Raw genomic sequence first — 24,047 nt, 5'->3', positions numbered from 1 at the left:
CAATACAGCATATCATTATGCACTTTACAAACCAAGCACTTGCTTGGTAATGTTAAGGCGTTTTTAGCAATAACAATGAGAAAGCTCATGACAAGCGTCAAACAGCATGACCAGAGGGTAGTCAAAATTGGGTGTGCATCAGGGTTTTGGGGTGATACCAACACAGCCGCATTTCAGTTGGTCCATCTGAGTGATATTGATTATCTGGTTTTTGATTATCTGTCAGAAATTACCATGTCGATCATGGCCAAGGCGATGATGACCGACCCAAGTCATGGCTATGCACTGGATTTTGTCAGTCGTGTCATGTCACCGCTTATCAAAAAAATTGCAGAGAAAAAAATAAAAGTCATTAGTAATGCAGGGGGTGTTAATCCTTTAGCGTGTCGTGATGCCTTACAAAAAATAATTGATGAAAAAGGATTAGATTTAAAAGTTGCAGTGGTACTTGGTGATGATGTACTGCCTAAACATACTGAATTACTTAAACAAAATTTTCAGGAAATGTTTAATGGTGAAGCTTTGCCTGCGCATGTTGCCAGTAGCAATGCCTATCTAGGAGCCGTTGCGATTCGTGATGCCCTGGACTTGGGGGCGGATATTGTGATTACGGGGCGTGTGGTCGATTCGGCGGTTGTGCTTGCACCCTTATTACATGAATACAAATGGTCACTCGATGATTATGACAAGCTCGCACAGGGTTCATTGGCAGGGCATGTGATTGAATGTGGTGCTCAATGTACAGGTGGTAATTTTACCGATTGGCGCTTGGTGCAAGGCTTTGACAATATGGGCTTTCCAATTGTTGAAGTAAATGCTGATGCTTCCTTTATCGTGACCAAGCCACAAGGTACAGGTGGATTGGTTTCGACTGCGACTGTAGCAGAGCAGATTGTTTATGAAATTGGTAATCCACAAGCCTATCTCTTGCCTGACGTGACTGCTGACTTTAGCCAAGTCCATTTAGAACAGGTGGGTGAAGATCGGGTTAAGGTGATGGGAGCTACAGGTCATGCACCAACAGGGCAATATAAAGTTAGTGCAACCTATGCCGATGGTTATCGCGTTCTCGTCAGTTTCTTGATTGCAGGTCGTGAAGCACCTGAAAAAGCCAAAACTATTGCTGATGCGATTTTGAATAAATGCGAACGCGTCTTGGCTCTGCGTTCAGTCCCACCATTTAGTGAAAAATCCGTCGAAATCCTAGGCATTGAAAGTACCTATGGATCTCATTCTCGAATTCAAGAAAGCCGTGAAGTGGTGGTCAAAATTGCGGTCAAACATATGTTTAAAGAAGCATGTATGTTTTTTGCTTCGGAAATCGCCCAAGCTTCCACAGGTATGGCGCCTGCATTGGCAGGGATTGTTGGTGGTCGCCCTAAAGCATCGGCAGTGGTGAAATTGTTCTCTTTCCTGATTGATAAAGATAAAATCAATGTTGAGGTGGACTTTGCTGGACAACGTCATGCAGTACAGATTCCAACAGGTTTAGTTCCACAAGAGATTAACCTGCATCTAGTGGGTGAAGTTGCAATCTATCAAGGTGATGAAATTGAAGTGCCGTTAATTGAAGTGGCACATGCGCGCAGCGGCGACAAAGGCAATCACAGTAATATCGGAGTGATTGCCCGCAAAGCAGAATATCTACCTTGGATTCGGGCAGCCCTGACGGAGCAAGCCGTTGCAGAATATATGCAGCATGTTTTAGATGCTGAAAAATCAAAAGTCATTCGTTATGAATTACCAGCCATGAATGCAATGAATTTTATGCTGGAAAACGCACTAGGTGGCGGCGGGATTGCTAGTTTGCGTATTGATCCACAAGGTAAGGCTTTTGCACAGCAATTATTGGATATGCCAGTGAAAGTACCAGCACAACTGTTAGAAAAATAAGTAAAGGATGTAAATCACATGAGTTACCAATCAATTTTCAGGGCAGATGCATTTGCTGACAAAGTGATTGTCGTGACAGGCGGAGGTTCTGGTATTGGTCGTTGTACCGCACACGAATTGGCTTCTTTGGGCGCTCAGGTGGTGATCACAGGGCGCAAAATTGAAAAGTTAGAAAAAGTCAGCCAAGAAATTTTAGAAGATGGTGGCAAAGCCCATTTCATCGTCTGCGATAACCGTGATGAAGCACAAGTCAAAAACATGATTGCTGAAGTGATTGAAAAATTTGGCAAGCTCGATGGTTTAGTCAATAACGCTGGTGGGCAATTTCCATCTGCACTTGAAAGTATTTCTGCCAATGGCTTTGATGCTGTAGTACGTAATAACCTGCATGCAACTTTTTACCTGATGCGTGAAGCCTATAACCAGTGGATGGCAAAACATGGCGGTAGCATTGTCAATATGGCTGCTGATATGTGGGGCGGTATGCCAGGAATGGGGCATTCTGGTGCAGCACGTTCGGGCGTGGACAATCTGACCAAAACCGCTTCAGTTGAATGGGGGCGTTCAGGTGTTCGAGTCAATTGTGTCGCACCAGGCTGGATCATTTCTTCTGGTATGGATAACTACAGTGGTGACTTTGCCAAATTTATTATTCCAAGTTTGGCTGGCAATGTGCCTTTAAAACGTATGGGAACTGAGTCTGAGATTTCTTCAGCGATTTGTTACTTACTGTCTGATGCTGCTGCATTTGTTTCAGGGGTAACATTAAGAGTTGATGGTGCTGCTTCACAAGGAACACGGATGTATCCGCTCGCAGATGCAACCAATAGCCAGTCTTTTAATGGCTTCCATCGAGCATTTATTCCTGATGTACTCAAAGATCAGATTGGAAACGCAGAGCAACACTCTGCCCAAGCGCAAGATGCGAACAAGGATTAAATTATGACTATTCTTCAATCTGAAATTGCAGTCGGTAGTGAACAATACCAACAAAATCGAGATGCTTTATTAAGCCAAATTGCAGAAGTGCGTGCCGTACAGCAAAAAGGTATTGATAAGTCTTATGCAGCAAAACCCAAATTTGATAAGAAAGGCAAAATTCTTCCACACGAACGGGTACGTTTACTTCTCGATGCTGATTCACCTTTTGTGGAGTTATGCGGTCTCGTTGGCTATAACATGCATGATGATAAAGATGGCTCTGAAGCGGGTGGTGGTATTATCGCGGGAATTGGTTTTGTCAGTGGCGTTCGTGCGTTGGTTACTGCCAGTAATAGCGCAATCAAAGGCGGTACGATGTCACCGATGGGTGTACAGAAAACCTTACGTTTACAGAAAATCGCACTTGAACAAAAACTACCGATTGTGACCTTAACGGAAAGTGGTGGGGCAAATTTAAACTATGCAGCCGAAGTATTTACTTATGGTGGTATGACTTTTGCTAATCAAGCACGAATGTCTGCGGCAGGGATTCCACAGATTTCGGTGGTGCATGGTAATGCCACCGCAGGTGGTGCATATCAACCAGGTCTATCTGACTATGTGATTGCCATCCGTAAGCAAACCGAAATGCTGTTGGCTGGCCCACCATTATTGTTAGCAGCAACAGGTGAAGTTGCAACGGCTGAGGAACTCGGTGGTGCAGAAATGCATACCCAAGTGTCAGGCGTGGCGGAATATCTGGCTGAAAATGATGCTGATGGCATTCGTATTACCCGTGAAATTTTTGAGCATCTGAACTGGAAAGAACAAACCAAAAGTCTCGATCAAGACTACAAGGAACCTCGTTATTCAGCAGAAGAACTGTTAGGCATTATTCCACAGGATCCAAAGCAACCTTTTGATATGAAAGAAGTGGTGGCACGGATTATTGATGATTCTGATTTTCTGGAATTTAAACAGGAGTACGATGCTTTAACCGTTTGTGGTTGGGCAAAAATGGGTGGGGTACATATCGGCATTATCACCAATAATGGACCAATCACACCGCAGGGGGCGGTCAAGGCTGCGCAGTTTATTCATCTGTGTGAACAAACCCAACGACCACTTTTATTCTTGCATAACACCACGGGTTTTATGGTCGGAACGGATGCTGAACAAAACGGCATTATCAAGCATGGTTCCAAGCTGATCCAAGCGGTTGCCAACGCGACTGTGCCCAAAATCTCGATCATTGTTGCTGGTTCTTATGGAGCAGGTAACTACGCCATGTGTGGACGTAGTTTATCGCCCAACTTTATCTTTGCTTGGCCAAATTCACATGTGGCGGTGATGGGTTCAGCACAGGCAGGAAAAGTGTTGCGTATCGTGGCTGAGGGGAAACAGAAGGCTTCAGGCATGGAGCCGAATCTACAGATGCTAGATTTTCTGGAACAAAGTACCTCAATGAAACTGGAACAGCAATCAACTGCATTGTTCAACACTGCAATGTTGCATGACGATGGCATTATTGATCCTAGAGACACACGTAAAGTATTGATCTTCTTATTACAGACCATTTATGAAGCACAGCAACGTGAACTAAATCCAACTCGTTTTGGCGTTTCACGTTTCTAATTCAATACAAAATTTAGGCAATAAAAATATTTAGGACAAAACCATGAAATTTACCGCAGAGCATGACGCTTTACGCCGTACCGCACGTCAGTTTGTAGAAAATGAACTCAATCCATTTATTCCAGAATGGGAACAGGCAGGGCGTTTCCCAATTCACGATGTATTTAAAAAAATGGCAGACTTGGGCTTACTGGGTATATGTAAACCTGAAGAAAATGGCGGCTTAGGTCTGGATTATTCTTATAACCTTGTGGTGGCAGAAGAATTAGGGCGTGCGGCATGTGGTGGTGTGCCTCTAGCGATTGGTGTGCAAACCGATATGGCAACACCAGCCCTTGCCCGTTTTGGTAGCAAGGAACTGAGAGAAGAGTTTCTGAATCCTGCCATTCGTGGTGAATATGTAGCATCAATTGCAGTTTCAGAAGTACATGCAGGTTCAGATGTCGCCGCAGTTAAAACCACAGCGAAAAAAGATGGTCATGATTATGTGATTAATGGCAGCAAAATGTGGATTACCAATTCACTGCAAGCAGATTTCTTCTGCCTGCTTGCCAATACCTCTGATGACAAGCCGCATGTCAATAAATCGATGATTATTGTTCCAGCCAAAACCGCAGGGATTAGTTTTTCAGAACCATTGAATAAGCTAGGAATGCGCTCCACCACAACGGCTCAAGTTTATTTTGATAATGTCCGTGTGCCGCAACGCAATCTGGTGGGTGCTGAGGGTATGGGCTTTATGATGCAGATGATGCAGTTTCAGGAAGAACGCATGTGGGCATGTGCCAATGCAGTCGGTGGTCTGGAAAATGTGATTAAACAAACCATTGATTACACCAAGCATCGTACTACTTTTGGACAGCCACTCATCAATAACCAATATGTGCATTTCCGTTTTGCTGAGTTGATGACCGAAGTTGAAGCCCTCAAAGCATTGACTTATCAAGCCTGTGAGCAGCATATCGCAGGGGAGAATGTCACCATGATGGCTTCGATGGCAAAACTCAAGGCAGGACGTTTAACCCGTGAGGTGGCGGATAGCTGCTTACAATATTGGGGTGGCAATGGCTTTATGTGGGAAAACCCAGCGTCTCAGCTCTACCGTGATGGTCGCCTTGGTTCGATTGGCGGTGGTGCGGATGAGATCATGTTAGGAATTATCTGTAAGTTGATGGATATTCTGCCGAAGAAGCAGAAAGGGTGATCTAGGGTTAAGTTATATTTTACCTATAACAATAGTTTTAAAATCTTTATAAAAACATCATCAAGTTGATGAGATTGATATAGACGCTGTGGTGCGTACCGCCAAAGCTAATCACGCGTGATAATGCTTACTTTACAAACCAAGCACTTGCTTGGTTTGTAAAGTGGAGATATATTGTGAAGTATGGCTGGGTTGATGTGAGGGGCTGAGGTCATGGTCATCTGGGCTATAACAATCTCATATATTGGGCAAGGATCTTTGATTCAGGTCATGCTGCCGCGTGATCATCTGGTTGCGTATGATGTTGATCCTGTATAGCTAACCTTTGATTAAGAATGAAAAATTAGGAATAAAATGAGTAGTCTGGATACTTTACAAGTGGATGACAGCATCCAGCTTGAACAACAAGGCGGTATTTTAACGCTATGGCTGAACCGACCTGAAAGCCGTAATGCCATGAGTCTAAACATGGTCAATGCCATTCAGCAGATCTTTGCTCATATTGCCGAAGATACCTCGATTCGTGCCGTGATCCTGCGTGGAAAAGGCGGGCATTTCTGTGCAGGTGGAGACATTAAGGATATGGCAGGCTTACGTGTTGAAGCTGCCAATGCTGGTAGCCTACAACCCTATATTGATTTTAACCGCCGTTTTGGTGCCATGATTGAACAGGTGGATCAAGCACCGCAAACTGTTGTGGCGATTTTAGAGGGTGCGGTATTAGGTGGTGGTTTTGGCTTGGCTTGTGTTTCTGATGTAGCGATTAGTCGTGATAACGCCCAGTTTGGTTTACCTGAAACAGGTTTGGGTGTGTTACCCGCACAAATTGCTCCTTTTGTGGTGAAACGAATTGGACTGACCCAAGCGCGTCGTTTGGCACTGTTGGGCTTACGTTTTAATGGTGAAACCGCGTTAAAGCTTAGTGTAGTGCATGAAGTGGCTTCGGATGAGGCAGAGCTTGAACAAAAACTTGCTGAGACCATCCAACAGATTAAACGTGCTGCGCCGTTGGCATCCCGTACCACCAAAGCCTTATTACATCGGACCTTAAATGAGTCTTTAGACACTTTGCTTGATGATGCTGCACAGCAGTTTGCCCAAGCGGTTGGTGGGGCAGAAGGTCAGGAAGGCACGATGGCCTTTATTCAAAAACGTTTGCCAACTTGGGCAATGGATGAGCAGTGATCAGCAAAGCATTGCTTTGCCACTGCGCAAGAGTGATCAGCAAAGCACTGCTTTGCCACTGCGCAAGAGTAATCAGCAAGGCGAAATGATGCTTTGAGAGAGAATAAAAATGGCTTTTACAAAAGTTTTAGTGGCAAACCGTGGTGAGATTGCCGTTCGGGTGATGCAAACAGCGAAAGCAATGGGCTATCAGACCGTTGCCGTATATTCAGATGCCGATGCCAATGCACGCCATGTTCAGGTTGCAGATGAAGCAGTGTATATCGGAGCGTCTAAAGTTTCAGAATCCTATCTGTCGATTGCCAACATTATTGCAGCCTGTCAAAAGACAGGTGCCGATGCGGTACATCCTGGCTATGGTTTCCTGTCTGAAAACACTGATTTTGCACAGGCATGTATTGACCACAACATTAGCTTTATTGGGCCGACTGCACCTGCAATTGAATTGATGGGGAGCAAACGTTTATCCAAGATTGCCATGATTCAGGCAGGTGTGCCGTGTGTTCCTGGCTATGAGGGTGATCAGCAAGATATTGACTACTTGGCTGAACAGGCAGAGAAAATTGGTTTCCCTTTAATGGTCAAAGCTTCGGCAGGTGGTGGTGGACGTGGTATGCGTTTGGTACACCAGTCGGCTGATTTGTTGGAAGCCTTAAAGACTGCGCGTTCAGAAGCAGAAAATGCCTTTGGTTCAGGTGAGTTGATCATTGAAAAAGCAGTGATTGCACCGCGCCATGTGGAGATACAGGTATTTGGTGATACCCATGGCAATTATGTGTATCTATTTGAACGCGATTGCTCGATTCAACGCCGTCACCAAAAAGTGGTGGAAGAAGCTCCGTGCCCAGTCATGACCCCAGAACTACGCCAGAAAATGGGCGAGGCTGCTGTTGCTGCCGCTAAAGCCTGTGATTATGTCGGTGCGGGAACGGTTGAGTTTTTACTAGACCAATCGGGTGAGTTTTATTTCCTTGAAATGAATACCCGTTTGCAGGTGGAGCATCCTGTCACAGAAATGATTACAGGGCTGGATTTGGTGGAATGGCAACTGCGTGTGGCCAATGGCGAAACTTTGCCATTACAGCAACATGAATTGACCCTAAATGGCCATGCGATTGAAGTGCGTTTATATGCGGAAGACCCACGTCAGGACTTCTTGCCACAGACAGGAAAAGTGTTGCGTTGGCAGCCTGCTGCGTTGCCGAATGTGCGTATTGATCATGGCATGCTGGAACAGGGTGAAATTAGCCCATTCTATGACCCAATGGTTGCCAAGGTGATTGCCTATGGTAAAACCCGTCAGGATGCCATTCGCTTACTGGCAAGAGCAGTTGATGATTGTGTGTTGCTGGGTGTAAACAGCAATAAACAGTTTTTGGTGAATTTACTGCGTCATCCGATTATTGTGGCGGGTGATACCAATACCGCATTTATCCAGCAGCATTTTCAGGATGATGTTAGCCTGCATCAGCAAAGCCTGAATATTGAAACATTGGCGGTAGCTGCGGCGTTGTTTACCCAGCACAATCAGTCAAAAGTTTCTTGGCAAACAGGTGTTTCAATCCCGTTCCCACTCAAGCTGAAATATGCAGACCAGCAATTACTGCTGCATGTCCAAACCAATCACCAGCAAGTGAAAGTGGAACTATGCGACCAGCAAAGCACGGTGGATGTGGTTGAAATTAGTGATGATCAGATTATTTACAATGTGAATGGTGTGCGCCGTAAACTAGATTATGTGCTTGATCAGAATCAGCTTTATTTAGATGCGGGCAATGGCAATCTTGTCATTGAAAATACCACTTATGCGGCTCCAGAGGCTGCTGAGGTGGTGGGCGATGGTAAAATCCGTGCACCAATGGATGGAGCGATTGTGAATCTGTTGGTTAATGTGGGTGACACCGTAAGCAAAGGCCAAACCTTGCTGGTCTTGGAGGCCATGAAGATTCAACAACAGATTAAGTCTGATGTGGATGGTGTGGTTGATGAACTGATCGGTCAGGTGGGACAGCAGGTGAAAAAACGACAATTACTGTTAAATGTCACGATTACATAAAGCGTATAAATTAAAAAGCTAGGTTCCACGCCTAGCTTTTTAATAGCTTTTCAACTGAGACCAATGAGTTTGTTGAATTTCCTTTCGGATTAATCAATAAGTTAAGGATTAAGCTTGATCAGCGGCAACAATCGCGGCACTGGCCTGTTTTAAACTATAAAGCAACTGTCCGAGTAGAACATCCTTATTACTCAGCGTCACCATGACCATCGGATGATGTGGTGCAGGGATAGAGGTCAGGATTGCCTTGCCATTCTCCGCATCGAGGGTGATGCTTTGACATCCAGTCAACTGGATTTCATTCAGGAACGCACTGACCATTGCCAGAATGGAACTGCTGACAGCAGCAAGCTTGGTACTGTTATAAGGATTCTTCTTATAAACGGAAGCCAGTTCAAATCCATCTGTTGAACAGAGCATGATGTAATCAATACCCCGAATGTTCATTAAAATATCATTGGCCTGGCCTTTCGCCATTTGAATGAGTTCTTTGGGCGCCGTACGTTGTTGACTCGGGATACTGAACATAATTCTTCTCTTTATAAAGCGATTAATTTGTTGCTTTTAAATTGACTTCTAATGCTGCAATCAGTGATTCAATCATGAGCAACACATGCTCCTGTTTACGGGCATCAATAAAAAACAGGGGATATTGATAGTCGTTCTGTATCAGCCACTCCCGATAAATAGAGGTAGTATGTTCCTTGTTTTCATCCACATGCGTAATACCAATCGAAATATTCTTGGTATAGTCCTTAAACGTGTCAAGATAGCCCTCAAGTTCTTCAAGGGGAACCTTGCTGTTATGGTCGACTAATAGAATAACACCTAAAGCACCCTGACAAATAACAGGCCAGATAAAGTCAAAGCGTGATTGTCCAGGTGTTCCATATAAACCAATCTTTACCCCATCATCTAATGTAATTTCACCATAATCAATACCAACTGTCGTTTGCATCTTATTATGGGCCTGACTATCTGTATTGAGTGCTTCGGTGGCAAGGACTGGAATTTCAGAAAGGGACTTAATCGCTTCTGTTTTACCTGCACCCATGCTTCCTGCAAACACAATTTTATATTGTTGAAGAATCATATTGTTCCTTAAAGTCCAAAGCGGCGTCTGATTTTGCCGAAAAATTTATTCAGAAGACCTTGCTGTTCAGCGGGTTGTACAGCAGTTTCAGTTTGTAAATAATGGCTTTCTGAAGCAGGGATAATGCCGCCGTTGTTGGAAACAATGCAGGCAGCAATAAACTGTTGAACCGTTTGAATGGGAAGTTTTAATTGTGTGGCGACTTGGGAAAGTTGAGCTCCTTGTATAAAGCAGGCTGAAAGTTGCAGTGTAATTTTTCGATAATTATTTTGTGTTGGCTGAGGCCAATACTCAAGTTTATAGTATTCACTTTCCTCTGGTGCTAAACGCTGAAATTCCAGTGAATGCCAAAACAGGTTCCATAACCAGTCCTGTAAATTATATTCGACCCTGCGAGACACTTTGGTGAAATCTGAAGTGGTCGCAAACTCATAGTTAAAACTGTGATTGGTCTGGGTCTGGGTTCGTGTTGGCTCTAGCCAGGCAATCTGGCTACGTGTGTCAATAATTGCCAGAGTGCCATGATCATCAAAAAGATGAAGTCGGGCATTTTCTGGATTCAGCATGTTGGCCAGAAACTTTTGGCTGACGGCATTATGTTGTGAACCAGTCTTTATTTTAGTCTGCTGTGATTCCTGACTGGCCTGATTGGATAGATAACTTAAAAGACGAAGATGAATCCATTTTTTCAAGGCATCGGTCTGTTGAAAGGGTAAGTAAATTGTATTGTGTTCTTCTATATTACAAGTTCCTTGCCCTTTGGAAACCTTTAAGCAGGGAAGTTGTTTTTGTTCTAAAATACGTTGAATGCCTTCAGTATCAAAAAAATTTTCATTTATGAGTAGTAAGTCGATATTTGGATGGGCAATGTTAATCCAGTTAATGCCAAATTCATGAGGTATTGTTTTTCTAAGTTCTATTTTTAATTCATCTGAAACTTTTAAACTTATACCCGAAATCGCGATATTAATGCAATGTCCATTCATAGTATCACTTTAATAATTTATAAAATATTGGACTGCACAAAACTAGTCTTTATAATAGAGACTAATAATAGACCGCTTGTATATATATTTATCTTCTTATTATAAATAAAGAAGATGAAAATATATACAAGAAGTCTAATTATATTAAATCATTGTGTAATTGCCAATTAAGCAAAGTCTAACTCTTTTTCAAATGTTTTTAACTCATGTCGAGCCATTGCCAGATTAGATTTAGTGCGGTCCAATACCAGATAAAGGAACAGGTTGCCATTGCTTTCCAGAGGGCGGATCAAGTGATATGCCTTACCAAGGGTGATGAGAATATCTTCAATATCATCATTCAATTTCAGTGAGTTAGTAACACGGCGTTTTGCTCGAACAACCTCAGTGTTACCCGCAGCTGCCAATTCTAAATCAAGTGTGCCCCCACCTTGAGTTGCCAGCGCCAAACCGCTTTCTGTATCTACCAAAGCCGCGGCAACGAAACCATCAATATCTGTCAAGCTTTCTAATGAAATTTTAGCCATGATTTTATCTCTACTAATACATCTTGTTTATGAATTTATATTCTCTACTTTTGTTTTTGATGAGTTTTCAAAAGTAGATAACCTTATTTATAGGAAACTCTTTTATGAAATCAATAATACTTTGAAATTATTGCAATCACAGGAATGCTAATAATTGACAATTTTTCTCAAATAAACAGGTCAAAACACCGAATAAGGGTTGAAATTGAGCTTTAATGTGATTTTATTCATATAAATATTGAAAATATAATGCTGCTTTTGATTGTAAATAAATGTAAATATATTTCTTGTTAAACTGTATTAAAACATATTTTATGAAATTTAAATTTATTATAAGTGTATGATAAAGAAAGTTTTTAAACTTTCTTTATCAATTATTGTTTAATTAATGTGCAAGTAATTGACTGTAAGAATAATACATGAATAGTAAAATGACCAATGCAATGACTGGGGAAAGTAGATAGGACCAGGCTGGAACATCTGGCTGTTCAACCTCAATTTCTTCAGTGTGATGGATGCTAGGTTGTGCCTGATGAACCATTTGATTGAACTCCTGCATGGTGGTTTCCAGTGAAATATCTTGCTGCTCAACAGGTTTGGAGCCTTTCAGTTCGGTGAGCTGGTTAGTTGACCAAACCCAGTCTTCTGCCTGTCCAGACAAGTGCTCGATTTGTCCAAGCAAAAGCTCTGTGAGTCCTGTTTGTCCAAAGCTTCCTGTCTGGTCAAGTTGATTGAGTTCAGTAAACTGTAGACTCAATACCTCTGAGATACTGGGCTCTAGCTCGGCTGGGCTAAGTGCAGATTTATTATGTTTGGAGGTAGTGAGGTGTCGGGCAATTTCCTGAATATAAAGCGGGTCGGCAGCCTTGATTTCATGATAAAGTTTTTTTGGGTCTTGTCTCCAAATGCTAATCAGTTGTCCTAGTGTCAGCACATTGACTTCATGAATATAAAATTGCTTTTCTTTGGGAGAATACTGGCTAAAAAGCTGTGGTTTTTGAAGCTTAATTTGTTCGGAAAAGTATTGAACTAAGTCGAATGCCATCGTCTATTTCCTCGTTTAATCTAAAATTCTAAGAGAAGGTTTCTTTTTACTTGGTTCTGCTTCTTTTTTTGTTTCACTCGCCTGGGCAACATGTGTATCTTCAATGTCCGCATATTCAGCTGGGTCGAAAAATAAACCCTGTCCATTTTCTTTGGCGTAAATTCCCAGCATCGCCCGAACAGGCACATAAATTTCTTTTGCTACTCCACCAAAACGTGCCGAGAACGTAATGGCTTCGTTACTCATGTGCAGAGCATGGATTGCATGTGGGGCAAGGTTCAGAACAATTTGTCCATCTTTTACGAACTGTACTGGAACATCGGTATGAGGTTGTGTGGCATCAACCAATAAGTAGGGGGTCAACTGGTTGTCACAAATCCATTCATAAATGGCGCGGGCAAGATAGGGACGTGTTGGGGTAATGGTTATTTGCTCAGACATAATTAAAAAACTTATTAAATCGTAGAAATGAAGTCATTGTAGCTGTTTTTTTCTTGGGCTGTCATTGATTTAATAAAAGATGATCGGCTAAAGATGCGCTGGCAATACAGCAAAATTGGACGGCAGTGTTGTGGAGGAAGTTCTATCCCCATGCTTTTTAAACGCAGGAAAATGGGTGCAAGCATACAATCCAGAATAGAGAAATTTTCAGACATGAAAAATGGAAAATGCTGAAATAAAGGGGTCAGTGAGATCAGGGTATCTCTCAATTCTTTCTGTGCCTTTTGTTTTTGTGTGGGATTGAGTGTGTCTGCGTGACGGAGCATGTGGTCAGCCAGTTGAAACCAGTCCTGTTCAAAACGCCAGATATATTGGCGCTGCTCAGCCCGCGCCATTGGTGCATCGGCATAGAGCTTATTCTGGCGATAACGGTCATCAAGATATTCTGCAATCACGTTTGCCGAGAAGAGTTTTAGATTTTGCTCAATGAGCATTGGCAACTGGTTGTATGGATTCAGGTCGGCTAAGTCTTCATCTTCATGGTCGGTAATGATGAGCTGATACTTGATCTGTTTTTCAGCAAGTAAAAAACGAATCCAGTGTGAACGGAAATCATCTGCATGACTATAAAGCGTAATACCTTGAACAGGCGTATTTTCAACCGATGACATATCACAAAGCTAGAGATATAAACGGATTAGCATACTAAAAAAATGCTGGAAAAGCATCTTTGTGACACTAAAGTGCCCAGAAATAAAAAACCTCGGAAAAATCCGAGGTTTTTTGTCCAACTCAATAAATGATTAACGTTTAGAGAATTGAGGACGTTTACGTGCTTTACGTAAACCAAGTTTCTTACGTTCAACTTCACGAGCATCACGAGTAACGAAACCAGCTTGACGAAGAGCAGGTTTTAAAGTTTCGTCAGCAGCGATCAACGCACGGGTAATACCGTGACGGATTGCGCCAGCTTGACCACCGATACCACCACCCTTAACAGTGATGTAAAGGTCATATTTTTCAGTTGCTTCCAAAAGCTCTAAAGGCTGACGCACAACCATACGAGCAGTTTCACGACCGAAATATTGCTCTAAAGTACGATTGTTGATTACGAGTTTGCCTGTACCAGCAGATAAGAAAACACGTGCAGTTGCGGTCTTACGGCGACCTGTACCATAATTAGTAGCCATGTGCTGTATCCCTTAGATGTCCAAAACTTGTGGCTGTTGAGCAGTATGAGGATGCTCGCTACCAGCGTACACTTTCATCTTCTTGATCATCGCGTAACCAAGAGGACCTTTTGGCAACATACCTTTTACAGCACGTTGGAAGATTTCTTCTGGTTTGTGTGCAACTAATTTTTCAAAATTAGTTTCACGAATACCCCCAGGGAAACCAGTGTGGCGATAGTATTTCTTATCAAGTGATTTGTTACCAGTCACCTGAACTTGTTCAGCATTGATTACGACGATGTAATCGCCAGTGTCAACGTGAGGGGTATAAGAAGTTTTGTGTTTACCGCGTAAACGACGGGCGATTTCAGTCGCAAGACGACCTAAAGTTTTGCCAGAAGCATCAACAACGTACCAGTCGTGTTGAACTTCAGCTGGCTTAGCGCTGAGAGTTTTCATTAACCACTACCTATTATAGTTGGTTTGGGCAAGGAATCACCCAAACAAAAGGAGACCGAATTCTATATGAATTTGAAAAAGTGTACAAGAACAATTCGATGAGGATGCCATATTTTGCTGTAAAGTGACTGATTTTGTAACTATGGCGTCATGAATTTCAGACTACATTATTTCCCTTGTGACAGTATGGGATTTACCCTATCATTTTTATATCAATTAATTGAAATAAATAGAAGTATCTAGCTCTCTTGGGAACCTTTTATGAAACTGTCGTTTGCCACAAAAATTGCTGTAGTCAGCCTGCTAATTGGCGTTTGCTCTACACAAGCAAACGCACGGCGACTATATAAGTGGGTGGACCAGAGCAGTGTGACCAATTATTCTGAATTTAAACCTAAAGAAGGGACAGAACGCAAGCTGGAAGTTTTGGAAAGCCGTGGTAATGATCATGTTGATCCAGCGATGGCGGTAACCGCAGAAATGAAACCGATTGAGATTCCTGTGGATATGGTCAATCCAGCCAGTTCACCTGTGGCAACCAATCCCAATTCGCAAACGATTTATAAACAGGGAGTCATTGCTGAGCCTTATACGCGCCCAGCAAGTGCTGTGGTGCCAACCCAGCCAATCATTGAGAAAAAAGAACCTGTCACCACACAACATCAGTTAATTAACCCTGAAAAACAGGGAAGGACTGCAATTGCAGAAAGAGCAGCGAGTACAGTTGTGGGAAGTGTAGAAAAAGCGAAAAAGGAAGAGCCAGTTGTGGCGGCTGTACAACCAGAGAAAAAAGTACAAATCAAGGTCAATCCGTGGACACGTACGGTGGATGCTGTTCCATCAAATTTGGTGCCTGAAAACCTACCTCGAACATTAAGTGGTAATCCTGAGAAGTAATCGCCATACTGAGTGTGATAAAGCTTGGAAACTCGGATGATTATGCTTCCTTTATATGTCACATCAGGTGAACCTGCGGGGATTGGTCCTGATATTTGCTTAAGTTTGGCTGGGCGAGTGGATGAGCGCCCAGTGGTGGTTTTGGCGGATATGCAGATGTTGCGGCAGCGGGCAAAACAACTGGGCAATCCTGTTGAACTGGTTGCATATCAGGGACAGGAGCAGTCAAGTCTGTCAGGACAGCTTTTTGTGGAGCATATCCCTTTAGTTGAACCTGTTGAACTAGGACAATTAAATCCCGCCAATGCGGCTTATGTGATTGAGCAGTTACGACGTTCAGCCGAGTATGCGATGTCTGGACGTAGCGTGGGTGTTGCAACGGCAGCTGTGCAAAAATCCGTGATCAATGATGCAGGCATTACCTTTAGTGGACACACAGAATATTATCAGGGGTTTGCGGGTGTTGAGCGTGTGGTGATGATGTTGGCCACCAAAACATTACGGGTTGCTCTGGCTACGACACATTTACCCTTGCGTGATGTACCTAATGCGATTACCAAACAACGCCTGCATCAGGTGATTGACATCCTGATTCATGATTTAAAAACAAAATTTAAAATAGCCAAACCACGAATTTTGGTCTGTGGTCTAAATCCGCATGCAGGTGAGAATGGTTATCTGGGACGGGAAGAAATAGAGATCATTAATCCTGTGCTGGAAACCTATCGCCAGCAGGGGATTCACATCAGTTTAAGTTTGCCCGCCGATACATTATTTACCCCTGATCACCTCAAAGAAACAGATGCGGTGTTAGCCATGTATCACGATCAGGGCTTACCTGTGTTAAAATCACAGGGCTTTGGTGAGGCGGTAAACATTACATTAGGCCTGCCATTTATTCGAACCTCTGTCGATCATGGTACGGCACTTTCTCTTGCAGGCACTGGACAGGCAAAATCATCGAGTTTGCATGTTGCGGTTGATTTAGCACTTGATTTAGCCCATCAGTGAGTGATGGATAAATTATTCACGTTGGAATTATTATGTATCAAATTAATGCCCTAAACCCTAAAGATGAAGGGCATCAGGCTCGAAAACGTTTTGGTCAGAACTTTTTGCATGACCAGCGTGTGATTGCCAAAATTGTACGCTCAGTGAATCCACGTGCGGGCGATAATATTGTCGAAATCGGCCCAGGTTTGGCTGCGCTGACATCGCCTCTTATTGGGGAATGCGATGCGCTCACAGTGGTTGAACTGGACCGTGATCTGGCAGCAGGCTTGCCTGCTCGCGTGCCACATCCTGAACGTTTGATCATTGTTGAAGCAGATGCCTTAAAATATGATTTCACCCAGTTGTTTCAGGCAGGCCGTCCACTACGTGTCGTAGGAAATCTGCCCTATAACATTTCAACCCCACTCTTGTTCCATCTGTTAGAGTTTGGTGACAAAGTCAAAGACATGCATTTCATGTTGCAGAAAGAAGTGGTTGATCGTATTACCGCTGTGCCAAATACCAAAGAATACGGGCGTTTATCGGTGATGATTCAGTATTTCTGTAAACCAACCTTTTTGTTTGAAGTACCACCAGGTTCATTCAATCCACCACCGAAAGTGACTTCTGCGGTATTTCGTTTGGAACCTTATGAGACCAAGCCAATTATTGCAAAAAATGAAAAAGCTTTGGCACGTTTGGTCAGCCATGTATTTACCCAGCGCCGTAAAACCTTGCGTAACAGCTTAAAAGGCATGTTGGTTGAAGAGGGTTTTGAGAAAGCAGGTGTGGACCCGATGGCGCGTCCAGAAACCTTGAGTCTGGCTGATTTTGTTGCATTGTCTGATCAAATGGTGTTTTAAAATGTCCAAGCGCTATAATTATGTCATTGGTGATGTGCAGGGCTGCTTTGAAGCCCTGAAAGCGTTATTAAAAGAAATTCGCTTTGATCCAGATCAGGACTTTTTATGGTTTGCAGGTGATTTGGTTGCACGTGGCGAAAACTCAGTAGGTGCCTTGCGCTTTGTTAAAAAGCTGGCTGATCGAGGCGCTGCTGCAACCGTTTTAGGCAACCATGATTTAACCCTGATCGCCTGCGCGCGTGGCTTGAAAAAAATCAAGGACAAAGACCGTACACAAGAGATTATTGACGCAATTGATGGTGATGAATTGATTGATTGGCTGCGTAAACAGCCTCTAAGTTTATGTCCGAATGATCATACCTTGATTACCCATGCGGGTGTGCCTTGTATTTGGTCGGCAGAACAAACTGTGCAGTTGGCAAGCGAAGTGCAACAGGTGGTTGGGCATGACGATCTTAGGGTATTGGATGCTTTCCTTGCAGAAATGTATGGTGAGCAACCTGATCTTTGGTCAGATGATTTGAATGGGCAGGCTCGCTTGCGTTGTATTACCAATTATTTAACCCGTATGCGCTTAACCAATGCGGAGGGTAGGCTGGAGTTTGAGTTTAAGGATGCACTGGATGCACCGATGCCAACAGGCTTTCAGCCGTGGTTTGAGTTTGAGAGTCAGGCGGCCAAAACCCACCAATTAATTTTTGGGCATTGGGCGGCGTTGCAGGGTAAAACCATTAGCTCTCAAATTCAAAATGTTGATGGTGGCTGTGTCTGGGGGCAGCAACTGGTTGCCTTGCGTTTAGAGGATCAACAGTTGTTTAAGGTGGATAATCCGTTGGCTTAGTAAAACTCTGAATTATTTTTTATTGCTCCGCTTGATGTTTAAGTGCAGCATTTTCGTTTTTTAAAGCTGTCAATAAACTGTCATACACTGATCATTAAAGTGTCAAAAAATATTTATAAGCTAAACGCATGAAAATAACGACACAAATGGATGGCGATATGCAGAGTACATACGCGACATCTCTATTAAAGCAAGATCAGTTTCCTGAAAATTTTAAATTCTATTTTAAAAGGAAGCAGCAAAAAGATCAGTCTTATGAACGATCCGAGCTGCGGGATTTGGTTCGTCCACGTCTTAGAATCGCAATTGTAACTGAAACATGGCCACCAGAAATCAATGGTGTGGCTTTATCCATGATGCAGTTATGTCAGGGCTTGCAACGTCTTGGGCATAAAATACTGCTGGTTCGTCCAGTTCAGAAAGAAACCTGTGCGGAATTCCATCCTGAACAGGAATGTCTGGTGCTGTCCCAACCGATTCCAAAATATCCAAGCCTGCAATTTGGCTGGCCGCAATATCTAAAGGTCACCAAAGCTTTTGAAAAGTTTTCACCTGATGTGGTGCATATTGTGACTGAGGGGCCATTAGGACTCACTGCATTACAGGCAGCCAAAGCAAAGAAGATTGCGGTGTCTAGTGGCTTTCATTCGCCTTTTCAGGATTTTAGCCGCTTCTTTGACCTAGCCTTTCTGGTTAAGCCCATCCAGCGTTACTTAACCTGGTTTCATAACAGTACCGATGTGACCTGTGTACCGAGCCAGTATACCGAACAGGCACTGCGTGGTTTTGGCGTGACTTGTCCATTGGTTGTGGTTGGCCGTGGTGTCGATACGGTACGGTTCTCCCCCAAACATCGTTCCCAGCGACTGCGCCAACAATGGTGTGTCGATGCTGATACCCGTGTGATGCTGTATGTCGGGCGCTTATCACCCGAAAAAGAAGTTGATGTGCTGATTAAAAGCTTCCATGCCTTGCAGGTCCAGCAGGGTGTCAATATCAAGTTTGTGATTGTGGGTGATGGGCCTGACCGTATCCGACTCAGCAAGATGACCACATCCAAAGACGTAATCTTTATGGGAAGTCTTGGTGGGCATGAGTTGGCAACAGCCTACGCAAGCGCAGATGTTTTTACCTTTGCCAGTCAGGCGGATACCTTTGGTAACGTGGTGCTGGAGGCAATCGCCAGTGGTTTGCCCGTGATTGCCTATGACTACGTCTGTGCACACCAGCACGTCAAACACAATATCACAGGATGGTTGAGTCCTTTGGGTCATACAACCGACTTGATCCAGTCCATTTGCCGTTTACCCGCGCTTCCTCAATTGCGGCAAATGGGTTTGCTGGCTAGTGAGAGCGTACAGCACAGCAGTTGGCAGTTTCCTGTACAGCAACTTGAACAAGCACTTTATCAGGTGGTGAAGGAGTCTCCCATGACCTCTACCTAAACTATTCTCAACAAGAGGAGAAAAAGTATGAAATTTCAAAATGCAAAAATAAAAATGCTCGATCTCGATTTAAAAGGCTGCGTATATCTCAATCATCTCTCCCAGACGCAAGCAGTTGCCCTGTTTTTTAAAACCATCAGTCGTTTGGGAGATGGACCTTTTTGGTATGTGATGCTGCTGTCCGTATGGATCATGCAGGGGTTGGCATACGGTCTACAAATTCTGTACCTGATTGTGGCAGGTTCAGCAGGCACCTTAATTTATAAATTCCTCAAACACAAAACCACACGTCCAAGACCTTACCAGGTCCACCAAGTCATTGTTTTAGGTGAACGGCCACTGGACCATTTTAGCTTTCCATCAGGACATACCCTGCATGCGGTGATGGTTACGATAGCCTTGGGCTATATTCAACCCATCTTATTATTGTTGATGTTGCCATTTACGATTCTGGTTGCATTGTCACGAATGATTCTTGGGCTACATTATCCAAGTGATGTGATTGTGGGGGCGATCATTGGGGCATCGGTTGCAAGTACAATCATCGTGCTGGCACCGAGCTTTAATATTCTTTTATAAATATAACAGTAAATTTTGGGGTGAATTTACCGAAACAGCACTATCCCTTAAATCTGCTGATTTGTTAAAGTAGGCTAAATCACATTCATTACACTCAGGTTGTTATATGGGCTTACGTTGGACAGATACGATTGATATTGCGATTGAACTCTTGGAGGCGCATCCAGAGGTTGATCCACAATGGATTCGTTTTACCGATTTACACGCATGGGTCTGTGCCTTGCCTGACTTTAGTGATGACCCAAACAAGTCAACAGAGGGCTTGCTGGAAGCCATCCAAATGGCATGGCTGGATGAGGTTCGATAAAAATTCATCAGAAATTAGCGAACTTTTACAGATTCAAGCTGATTATTGGTGCTGACATCGGTATAATGCGGCAAATTTTTTTAATGTTTAGACCTAGATTAGGGAGCCAATCATGGCAATTGAACGTACTTTATCAATCGTAAAACCAGATGCAGTTGCAAAAAACCACATCGGTGATATTTTTGCCCGTTTTGAAAAAAATGGCCTAAAAATTGTTGCAACTAAAATGAAACATCTTTCTCAGGCAGATGCTGAAGGTTTCTATGCTGAGCACAAAGAACGTGGTTTCTTTGCTGACCTCGTTGCATTCATGACTTCTGGTCCAGTGGTTGTTTCAGTTCTTGAAGGCGAAAACGCAGTTCTTGCTCACCGTGAAATCTTGGGTGCTACAAATCCTAAAGAAGCGGCTGCTGGCACAATCCGTGCTGACTTTGCTGTAAGCATCGACGAAAACGCGGCTCACGGTTCTGATTCAGTTGCTTCTGCTGAGCGTGAAATCGCTTACTTCTTTGCTGACAACGAGATCTGCCCACGCACTCGTTAATCCAAAGCATTCAGGCCAGATAAGTGGTATACTGCTTATCTGGTTTTTTATTTTCTTATAGATCGGTTTGTGTAAATAATGCACAGCCTTTTCTAGCGTTGACATCTTTTAGGTAAATTCACATGAGTTCTGTAGCCGTAGTTTCATCAGAAAATCTGGATGAAAAACAACAGTCCTGCGCTACGCCTGTGGTTCAAGCTACTGCTGCAAAAGTGAACCTATTGGGCATGTCTCGTCCTGAACTGGAAAAATTCTTTGAAGACCTGGGCGAAAAGAAGTTTCGTGCTGGTCAGGTAATGAAATGGATTCACCAGTATTTCGTGACTGATTTTGCTGAGATGAGCAATATCTCAGGCAAGCTGCGTGAAAAACTGGAAAAGATTTGTGAGATCAAGGCACCTGAAGTGGTGCACCGCAACTATTCCAAAGACGGTACACGTAAGTGGGTGTTCCGTGTTGGCGATGGCGAGGGTTCCCTGGTTGAAACCGTGCTGATTCCTGCTGAAGATAAAACAGGTGCACGCAAGACCCTGTGTATTTCTTCGCAAGTTGGTTGTGCGCTGGATTGCTCATTCTGCTCTACAGGCAAGCAAGGTTTCCAGCGTGATTTAACCCCTGCGGAAATTATCGGTCAGCTCTGGATGGCAAACTATTCCTATATGGAAGATGTGCCTGTTGCTGAGCGTGAACGTACTGTAACCAATGTTGTGATGATGGGCATGGGTGAGCCATTGCTCAACTATGATGCTGTCCTGAGCTCCATGCAGTTGATGCTGGATGACTTTGCCTATGGCATGTCCAAGCGCCGAGTGACGCTGTCAACCTCAGGTGTGGTTCCGAAAATTGACCAGTTGGCGCAGGATATTGATGTGGCATTGGCGATTTCACTGCATGCCCCAAATGATGAGCTACGAAATGAGCTTGTTCCAATCAATAAAAAATACCCATTACAACAATTGATTGCTGCATGTCAGCGTTATCTGGCCAAAGATGGCAACGAAAGTGCTCGCCGTCATGTCACCATTGAGTATGTGATGCTAGATGGGGTCAATGACCAGCTTGAACATGCACAGCAGTTATTAAAACTATTGAAAAACCTGCCAAGTAAAATCAACCTGATTCCATTTAACCCGTTTCCACATGCGCCTTATGGGCGTTCAAGCCGAAACCGTATTATTGCATTCCAAAAAACTTTGTCTGATGCGGGTTTTGTGTGTACGATTCGTCAGACACGTGGCGATGATATTGATGCTGCCTGTGGTCAATTGGTGGGACAGGTGGCTGACCGTACCCGTCGTGCCGAACAGTGGAAAAAGAAAGTGGCGCAGCAACAAGAAATTTTGCGCACACAAGGATAATACTTGAGGGTAAAGCGTTGAATACAACTCGACCAAAAACGATTATAGCAAGTGCTATTGTATTTACTGTCTTGGGCCTGGGTGCCTGCCAATCAAACACACTGAAAAAAGACCCTGAAAAAGGGGTGCAGGTGCGTACCCAGCTCGCCGCAGAATATATTCGTACAGGTGACTTGGATTCAGCCAAACGCTCCCTTGATCAGGCGTTGAAAGTCGATTCCCGTGATGCAAAAGCCAACATGATGATGGGCATATTGCTGCAACAAGAGGGCAGTAAACCCAATATGGAAAAAGCGGACGCCTATTTCAAGCGTGCGATTTCCTCTGAGCCTGACAATGCACAGGCCCGTAATAATTACGGTACATATTTGTACCAGCTGCAACGTTATAATGATGCCATTGAGCAATTTACCCGTGCGGGTGCAACCCTGGGCTATGAGCAGCGTTATCAGTCGCTGGAAAATCTGGGGCGGATCTATTTAAAACTGGGCGATGTTGCGAATGCTGAAAAATCATTCAAACAGGCGCTACAGGCGAATCGAAATGCCACCATCTCCATGTTAGAGTTGGCGGAAATTTTCTATTTGCAGCAGAATAATAGAGATGCATCACAGCTTTATGAACAATATGTTCGTAATGTGGGGCAGAAGAATCAGGGTGCCCGTGCACTCTGGATTGGTATACGCATTGCTCGAGCCAATGCGGATCAGTTGGGAATGCAGGTGCTGGTCAATCAGATGCGCGCCTTGTTTCCTGATAGTCCAGAATATCAACGTTATTTGCAATTACAGTACAGTACTGAGGCCGTATGGAAATAAATCCAAATTCACATCAGCCAACTGGCTCAAACTCACTTTCGTCATCGTTGGGAAATATTCAACGACCTGGTGAGTATTTGCGTCAAATTCGTATTGCACAAAAGAAAGAACTTGATGAGATTGCAAACGTATTGAACATGCCTGTCAAAACTCTGACTGCATTGGAGCAGGATGACTACAAGTCATTGCCTGAGGCGACGTTTATCAAAGGATATTACCGTGCCTACGCAAAATTCCTGAATGCGGACGCCAGCGCCATCATCCAGCGTTTTGATGAAATCTATGTCAATGACACGGGTCTCAAGGCAAATCATGCCCTGAGTAACTCACCAATCAAGACCATGGGTAAGCTTGCTGGTTCGAAAAGTCTGCGCAACCGTAAATGGTTGAATCGTATTGCTATTTTAGCTACTGTTTTAGTCTTAGGTTGGTTGGCAGTGATGGCTGTACAAAATTGGACATCTAGCCAGAAAGATGAGGCGGATGTGCCTAAAATCACCAACTCGGATGTTGAGATTCTTCCAATGGGGAATAGTGTTGCAACAACGGGTGACCAGCTTGTATTGAATTTTAGCCGACCAACCTCTGTGCATATTGTTGATGCAACAGGTAAAGTGCTGGCTACAGGTCGTCAAGCATCTACATTAACTTTGAGTGGTGAATCACCATTCCAAATTCGTTTAGATGATGCAACCGCTGTATCCTTGACCTTAAATCAGGAACAGATTTCCTTATCTCCATATACTGTCAATGGAAAAGCAGATTTCCGTTTGTCTCGTTAACGC

26 protein-coding genes are annotated in these 24,047 nt (G+C 43.6%); 17 read left to right on the top strand and 9 right to left on the bottom strand.

The annotated features are described in order from the left end of the window. Positions 1 to 87: 87 nt before the first annotated feature. From F973_RS12500 to F973_RS12475, 6 genes are all read left to right on the top strand, one after another. On the top strand, positions 88 to 1,893 hold the full coding sequence (locus F973_RS12500) for an acyclic terpene utilization AtuA family protein (RefSeq protein WP_004762123.1): 1,806 nt from the start codon (positions 88 to 90) through the stop codon (positions 1,891 to 1,893). A gap of 18 nt (positions 1,894 to 1,911) precedes the next feature. Further along, a complete protein-coding gene (locus F973_RS12495; protein WP_004762121.1) occupies positions 1,912 to 2,832 on the top strand; it encodes an SDR family oxidoreductase in 921 nt (306 codons plus the stop codon). Positions 2,833 to 2,835: 3 nt separating this feature from the next. After that, positions 2,836 to 4,449, top strand: a complete 1,614-nt coding sequence (locus F973_RS12490; RefSeq protein WP_004762119.1) for an acyl-CoA carboxylase subunit beta — start codon at positions 2,836 to 2,838, stop codon at positions 4,447 to 4,449. Positions 4,450 to 4,492: 43 nt separating this feature from the next. Beyond that, positions 4,493 to 5,653, top strand: a complete 1,161-nt coding sequence (locus F973_RS12485) for an acyl-CoA dehydrogenase family protein (RefSeq protein ID WP_004762118.1) — start codon at positions 4,493 to 4,495, stop codon at positions 5,651 to 5,653. A 354-nt stretch (positions 5,654 to 6,007) separates the two neighbouring features. Beyond that, entirely contained in the window at positions 6,008 to 6,838 is an 831-nt protein-coding gene (locus F973_RS12480) for an enoyl-CoA hydratase/isomerase family protein (protein ID WP_004762115.1), read from the top strand. 109 nt (positions 6,839 to 6,947) lie between these two features. After that, positions 6,948 to 8,894 (top strand): acetyl/propionyl/methylcrotonyl-CoA carboxylase subunit alpha, encoded by a 1,947-nt coding sequence (locus F973_RS12475; RefSeq protein WP_004762113.1) that lies wholly within the window; start codon positions 6,948 to 6,950, stop codon positions 8,892 to 8,894. A 108-nt stretch (positions 8,895 to 9,002) separates the two neighbouring features. Here F973_RS12475 and F973_RS12470 read toward each other — a convergent pair whose 3' ends face one another. From F973_RS12470 to rplM, 9 genes are all read right to left on the bottom strand, one after another. Continuing rightward, positions 9,003 to 9,422: a roadblock/LC7 domain-containing protein gene (locus F973_RS12470; RefSeq protein WP_004762112.1), complete on the bottom strand. Its 420-nt coding sequence runs from the start codon at positions 9,420 to 9,422 to the stop codon at positions 9,003 to 9,005. Between the two features lie 22 nt (positions 9,423 to 9,444). Continuing rightward, positions 9,445 to 9,987 carry a GTP-binding protein gene (locus F973_RS12465; RefSeq protein WP_004762110.1) on the bottom strand — a complete coding sequence of 181 codons (543 nt, stop codon included), beginning with the start codon at positions 9,985 to 9,987 and terminating at the stop codon, positions 9,445 to 9,447. Positions 9,988 to 9,995: 8 nt separating this feature from the next. Further along, complete coding sequence (locus F973_RS12460) at positions 9,996 to 10,973, bottom strand: hypothetical protein (RefSeq protein WP_004762109.1); 978 nt, start codon at positions 10,971 to 10,973, stop codon at positions 9,996 to 9,998. Between the two features lie 167 nt (positions 10,974 to 11,140). Beyond that, the gene (locus F973_RS12455) at positions 11,141 to 11,500 is read right to left on the bottom strand and encodes a roadblock/LC7 domain-containing protein (protein ID WP_004762106.1); all 360 of its coding nucleotides are present in this window, start codon (positions 11,498 to 11,500) and stop codon (positions 11,141 to 11,143) included. 385 nt (positions 11,501 to 11,885) lie between these two features. Further along, a complete protein-coding gene (locus tag F973_RS12450; protein ID WP_004683195.1) occupies positions 11,886 to 12,545 on the bottom strand; it encodes a hypothetical protein in 660 nt (219 codons plus the stop codon). 15 nt (positions 12,546 to 12,560) lie between these two features. After that, positions 12,561 to 12,986, bottom strand: coding sequence for a ClpXP protease specificity-enhancing factor (locus F973_RS12445; protein ID WP_004675483.1), 426 nt, complete (start codon positions 12,984 to 12,986; stop codon positions 12,561 to 12,563). Positions 12,987 to 13,000: 14 nt separating this feature from the next. After that, positions 13,001 to 13,657 (bottom strand): glutathione S-transferase N-terminal domain-containing protein, encoded by a 657-nt coding sequence (locus F973_RS12440; protein ID WP_004762105.1) that lies wholly within the window; start codon positions 13,655 to 13,657, stop codon positions 13,001 to 13,003. 132 nt (positions 13,658 to 13,789) lie between these two features. Then, entirely contained in the window at positions 13,790 to 14,176 is a 387-nt protein-coding gene (gene rpsI / locus F973_RS12435; protein ID WP_004675485.1) for a 30S ribosomal protein S9, read from the bottom strand. A gap of 12 nt (positions 14,177 to 14,188) precedes the next feature. Continuing rightward, positions 14,189 to 14,617: a 50S ribosomal protein L13 gene (gene rplM, locus F973_RS12430; protein ID WP_004675486.1), complete on the bottom strand. Its 429-nt coding sequence runs from the start codon at positions 14,615 to 14,617 to the stop codon at positions 14,189 to 14,191. Positions 14,618 to 14,878: 261 nt separating this feature from the next. Between rplM and F973_RS12425 the strand changes: the two genes are divergently transcribed. From F973_RS12425 to F973_RS12375, 11 genes are all read left to right on the top strand, one after another. Further along, a complete protein-coding gene (locus F973_RS12425) occupies positions 14,879 to 15,514 on the top strand; it encodes a hypothetical protein (protein WP_004762103.1) in 636 nt (211 codons plus the stop codon). A gap of 36 nt (positions 15,515 to 15,550) precedes the next feature. Next, positions 15,551 to 16,525, top strand: coding sequence for a 4-hydroxythreonine-4-phosphate dehydrogenase PdxA (gene pdxA / locus F973_RS12420; RefSeq protein ID WP_004762101.1), 975 nt, complete (start codon positions 15,551 to 15,553; stop codon positions 16,523 to 16,525). 32 nt (positions 16,526 to 16,557) lie between these two features. After that, a complete protein-coding gene (gene rsmA, locus F973_RS12415) occupies positions 16,558 to 17,370 on the top strand; it encodes a 16S rRNA (adenine(1518)-N(6)/adenine(1519)-N(6))-dimethyltransferase RsmA (protein WP_004762100.1) in 813 nt (270 codons plus the stop codon). Between the two features lies 1 nt (position 17,371). Beyond that, positions 17,372 to 18,211 (top strand): symmetrical bis(5'-nucleosyl)-tetraphosphatase, encoded by an 840-nt coding sequence (locus F973_RS12410; protein ID WP_004762098.1) that lies wholly within the window; start codon positions 17,372 to 17,374, stop codon positions 18,209 to 18,211. A 158-nt stretch (positions 18,212 to 18,369) separates the two neighbouring features. Then, complete coding sequence (locus tag F973_RS12405) at positions 18,370 to 19,656, top strand: glycosyltransferase family 4 protein (RefSeq protein WP_004762096.1); 1,287 nt, start codon at positions 18,370 to 18,372, stop codon at positions 19,654 to 19,656. Between the two features lie 27 nt (positions 19,657 to 19,683). Continuing rightward, positions 19,684 to 20,235, top strand: a complete 552-nt coding sequence (locus F973_RS12400; RefSeq protein ID WP_004762095.1) for a phosphatase PAP2 family protein — start codon at positions 19,684 to 19,686, stop codon at positions 20,233 to 20,235. A gap of 106 nt (positions 20,236 to 20,341) precedes the next feature. After that, positions 20,342 to 20,542 carry a Fe-S cluster assembly protein IscX gene (iscX, locus tag F973_RS12395; protein WP_004762093.1) on the top strand — a complete coding sequence of 67 codons (201 nt, stop codon included), beginning with the start codon at positions 20,342 to 20,344 and terminating at the stop codon, positions 20,540 to 20,542. 112 nt (positions 20,543 to 20,654) lie between these two features. Then, entirely contained in the window at positions 20,655 to 21,086 is a 432-nt protein-coding gene (gene ndk, locus F973_RS12390) for a nucleoside-diphosphate kinase (RefSeq protein WP_004683185.1), read from the top strand. Between the two features lie 122 nt (positions 21,087 to 21,208). Then, complete coding sequence (gene rlmN / locus F973_RS12385) at positions 21,209 to 22,444, top strand: dual-specificity RNA methyltransferase RlmN (protein WP_004762092.1); 1,236 nt, start codon at positions 21,209 to 21,211, stop codon at positions 22,442 to 22,444. Between the two features lie 17 nt (positions 22,445 to 22,461). After that, the gene (gene pilW, locus F973_RS12380; protein WP_004762091.1) at positions 22,462 to 23,262 is read left to right on the top strand and encodes a type IV pilus biogenesis/stability protein PilW; all 801 of its coding nucleotides are present in this window, start codon (positions 22,462 to 22,464) and stop codon (positions 23,260 to 23,262) included. Continuing rightward, positions 23,253 to 24,044 carry a helix-turn-helix domain-containing protein gene (locus tag F973_RS12375; RefSeq protein ID WP_004762090.1) on the top strand — a complete coding sequence of 264 codons (792 nt, stop codon included), beginning with the start codon at positions 23,253 to 23,255 and terminating at the stop codon, positions 24,042 to 24,044. Before pilW ends, F973_RS12375 begins: the two co-directional genes overlap by 10 nt. Positions 24,045 to 24,047 lie beyond the last annotated feature (3 nt).

The sequence above is a fragment of the Acinetobacter sp. CIP 102129 genome (assembly GCF_000368305.1).
GTDB lineage: Bacteria > Pseudomonadota > Gammaproteobacteria > Pseudomonadales > Moraxellaceae > Acinetobacter > Acinetobacter parvus.
The sequence above is the reverse complement of the archived record's forward strand: the minus strand, read 5'-3'. Positions and strand labels throughout refer to the sequence as shown.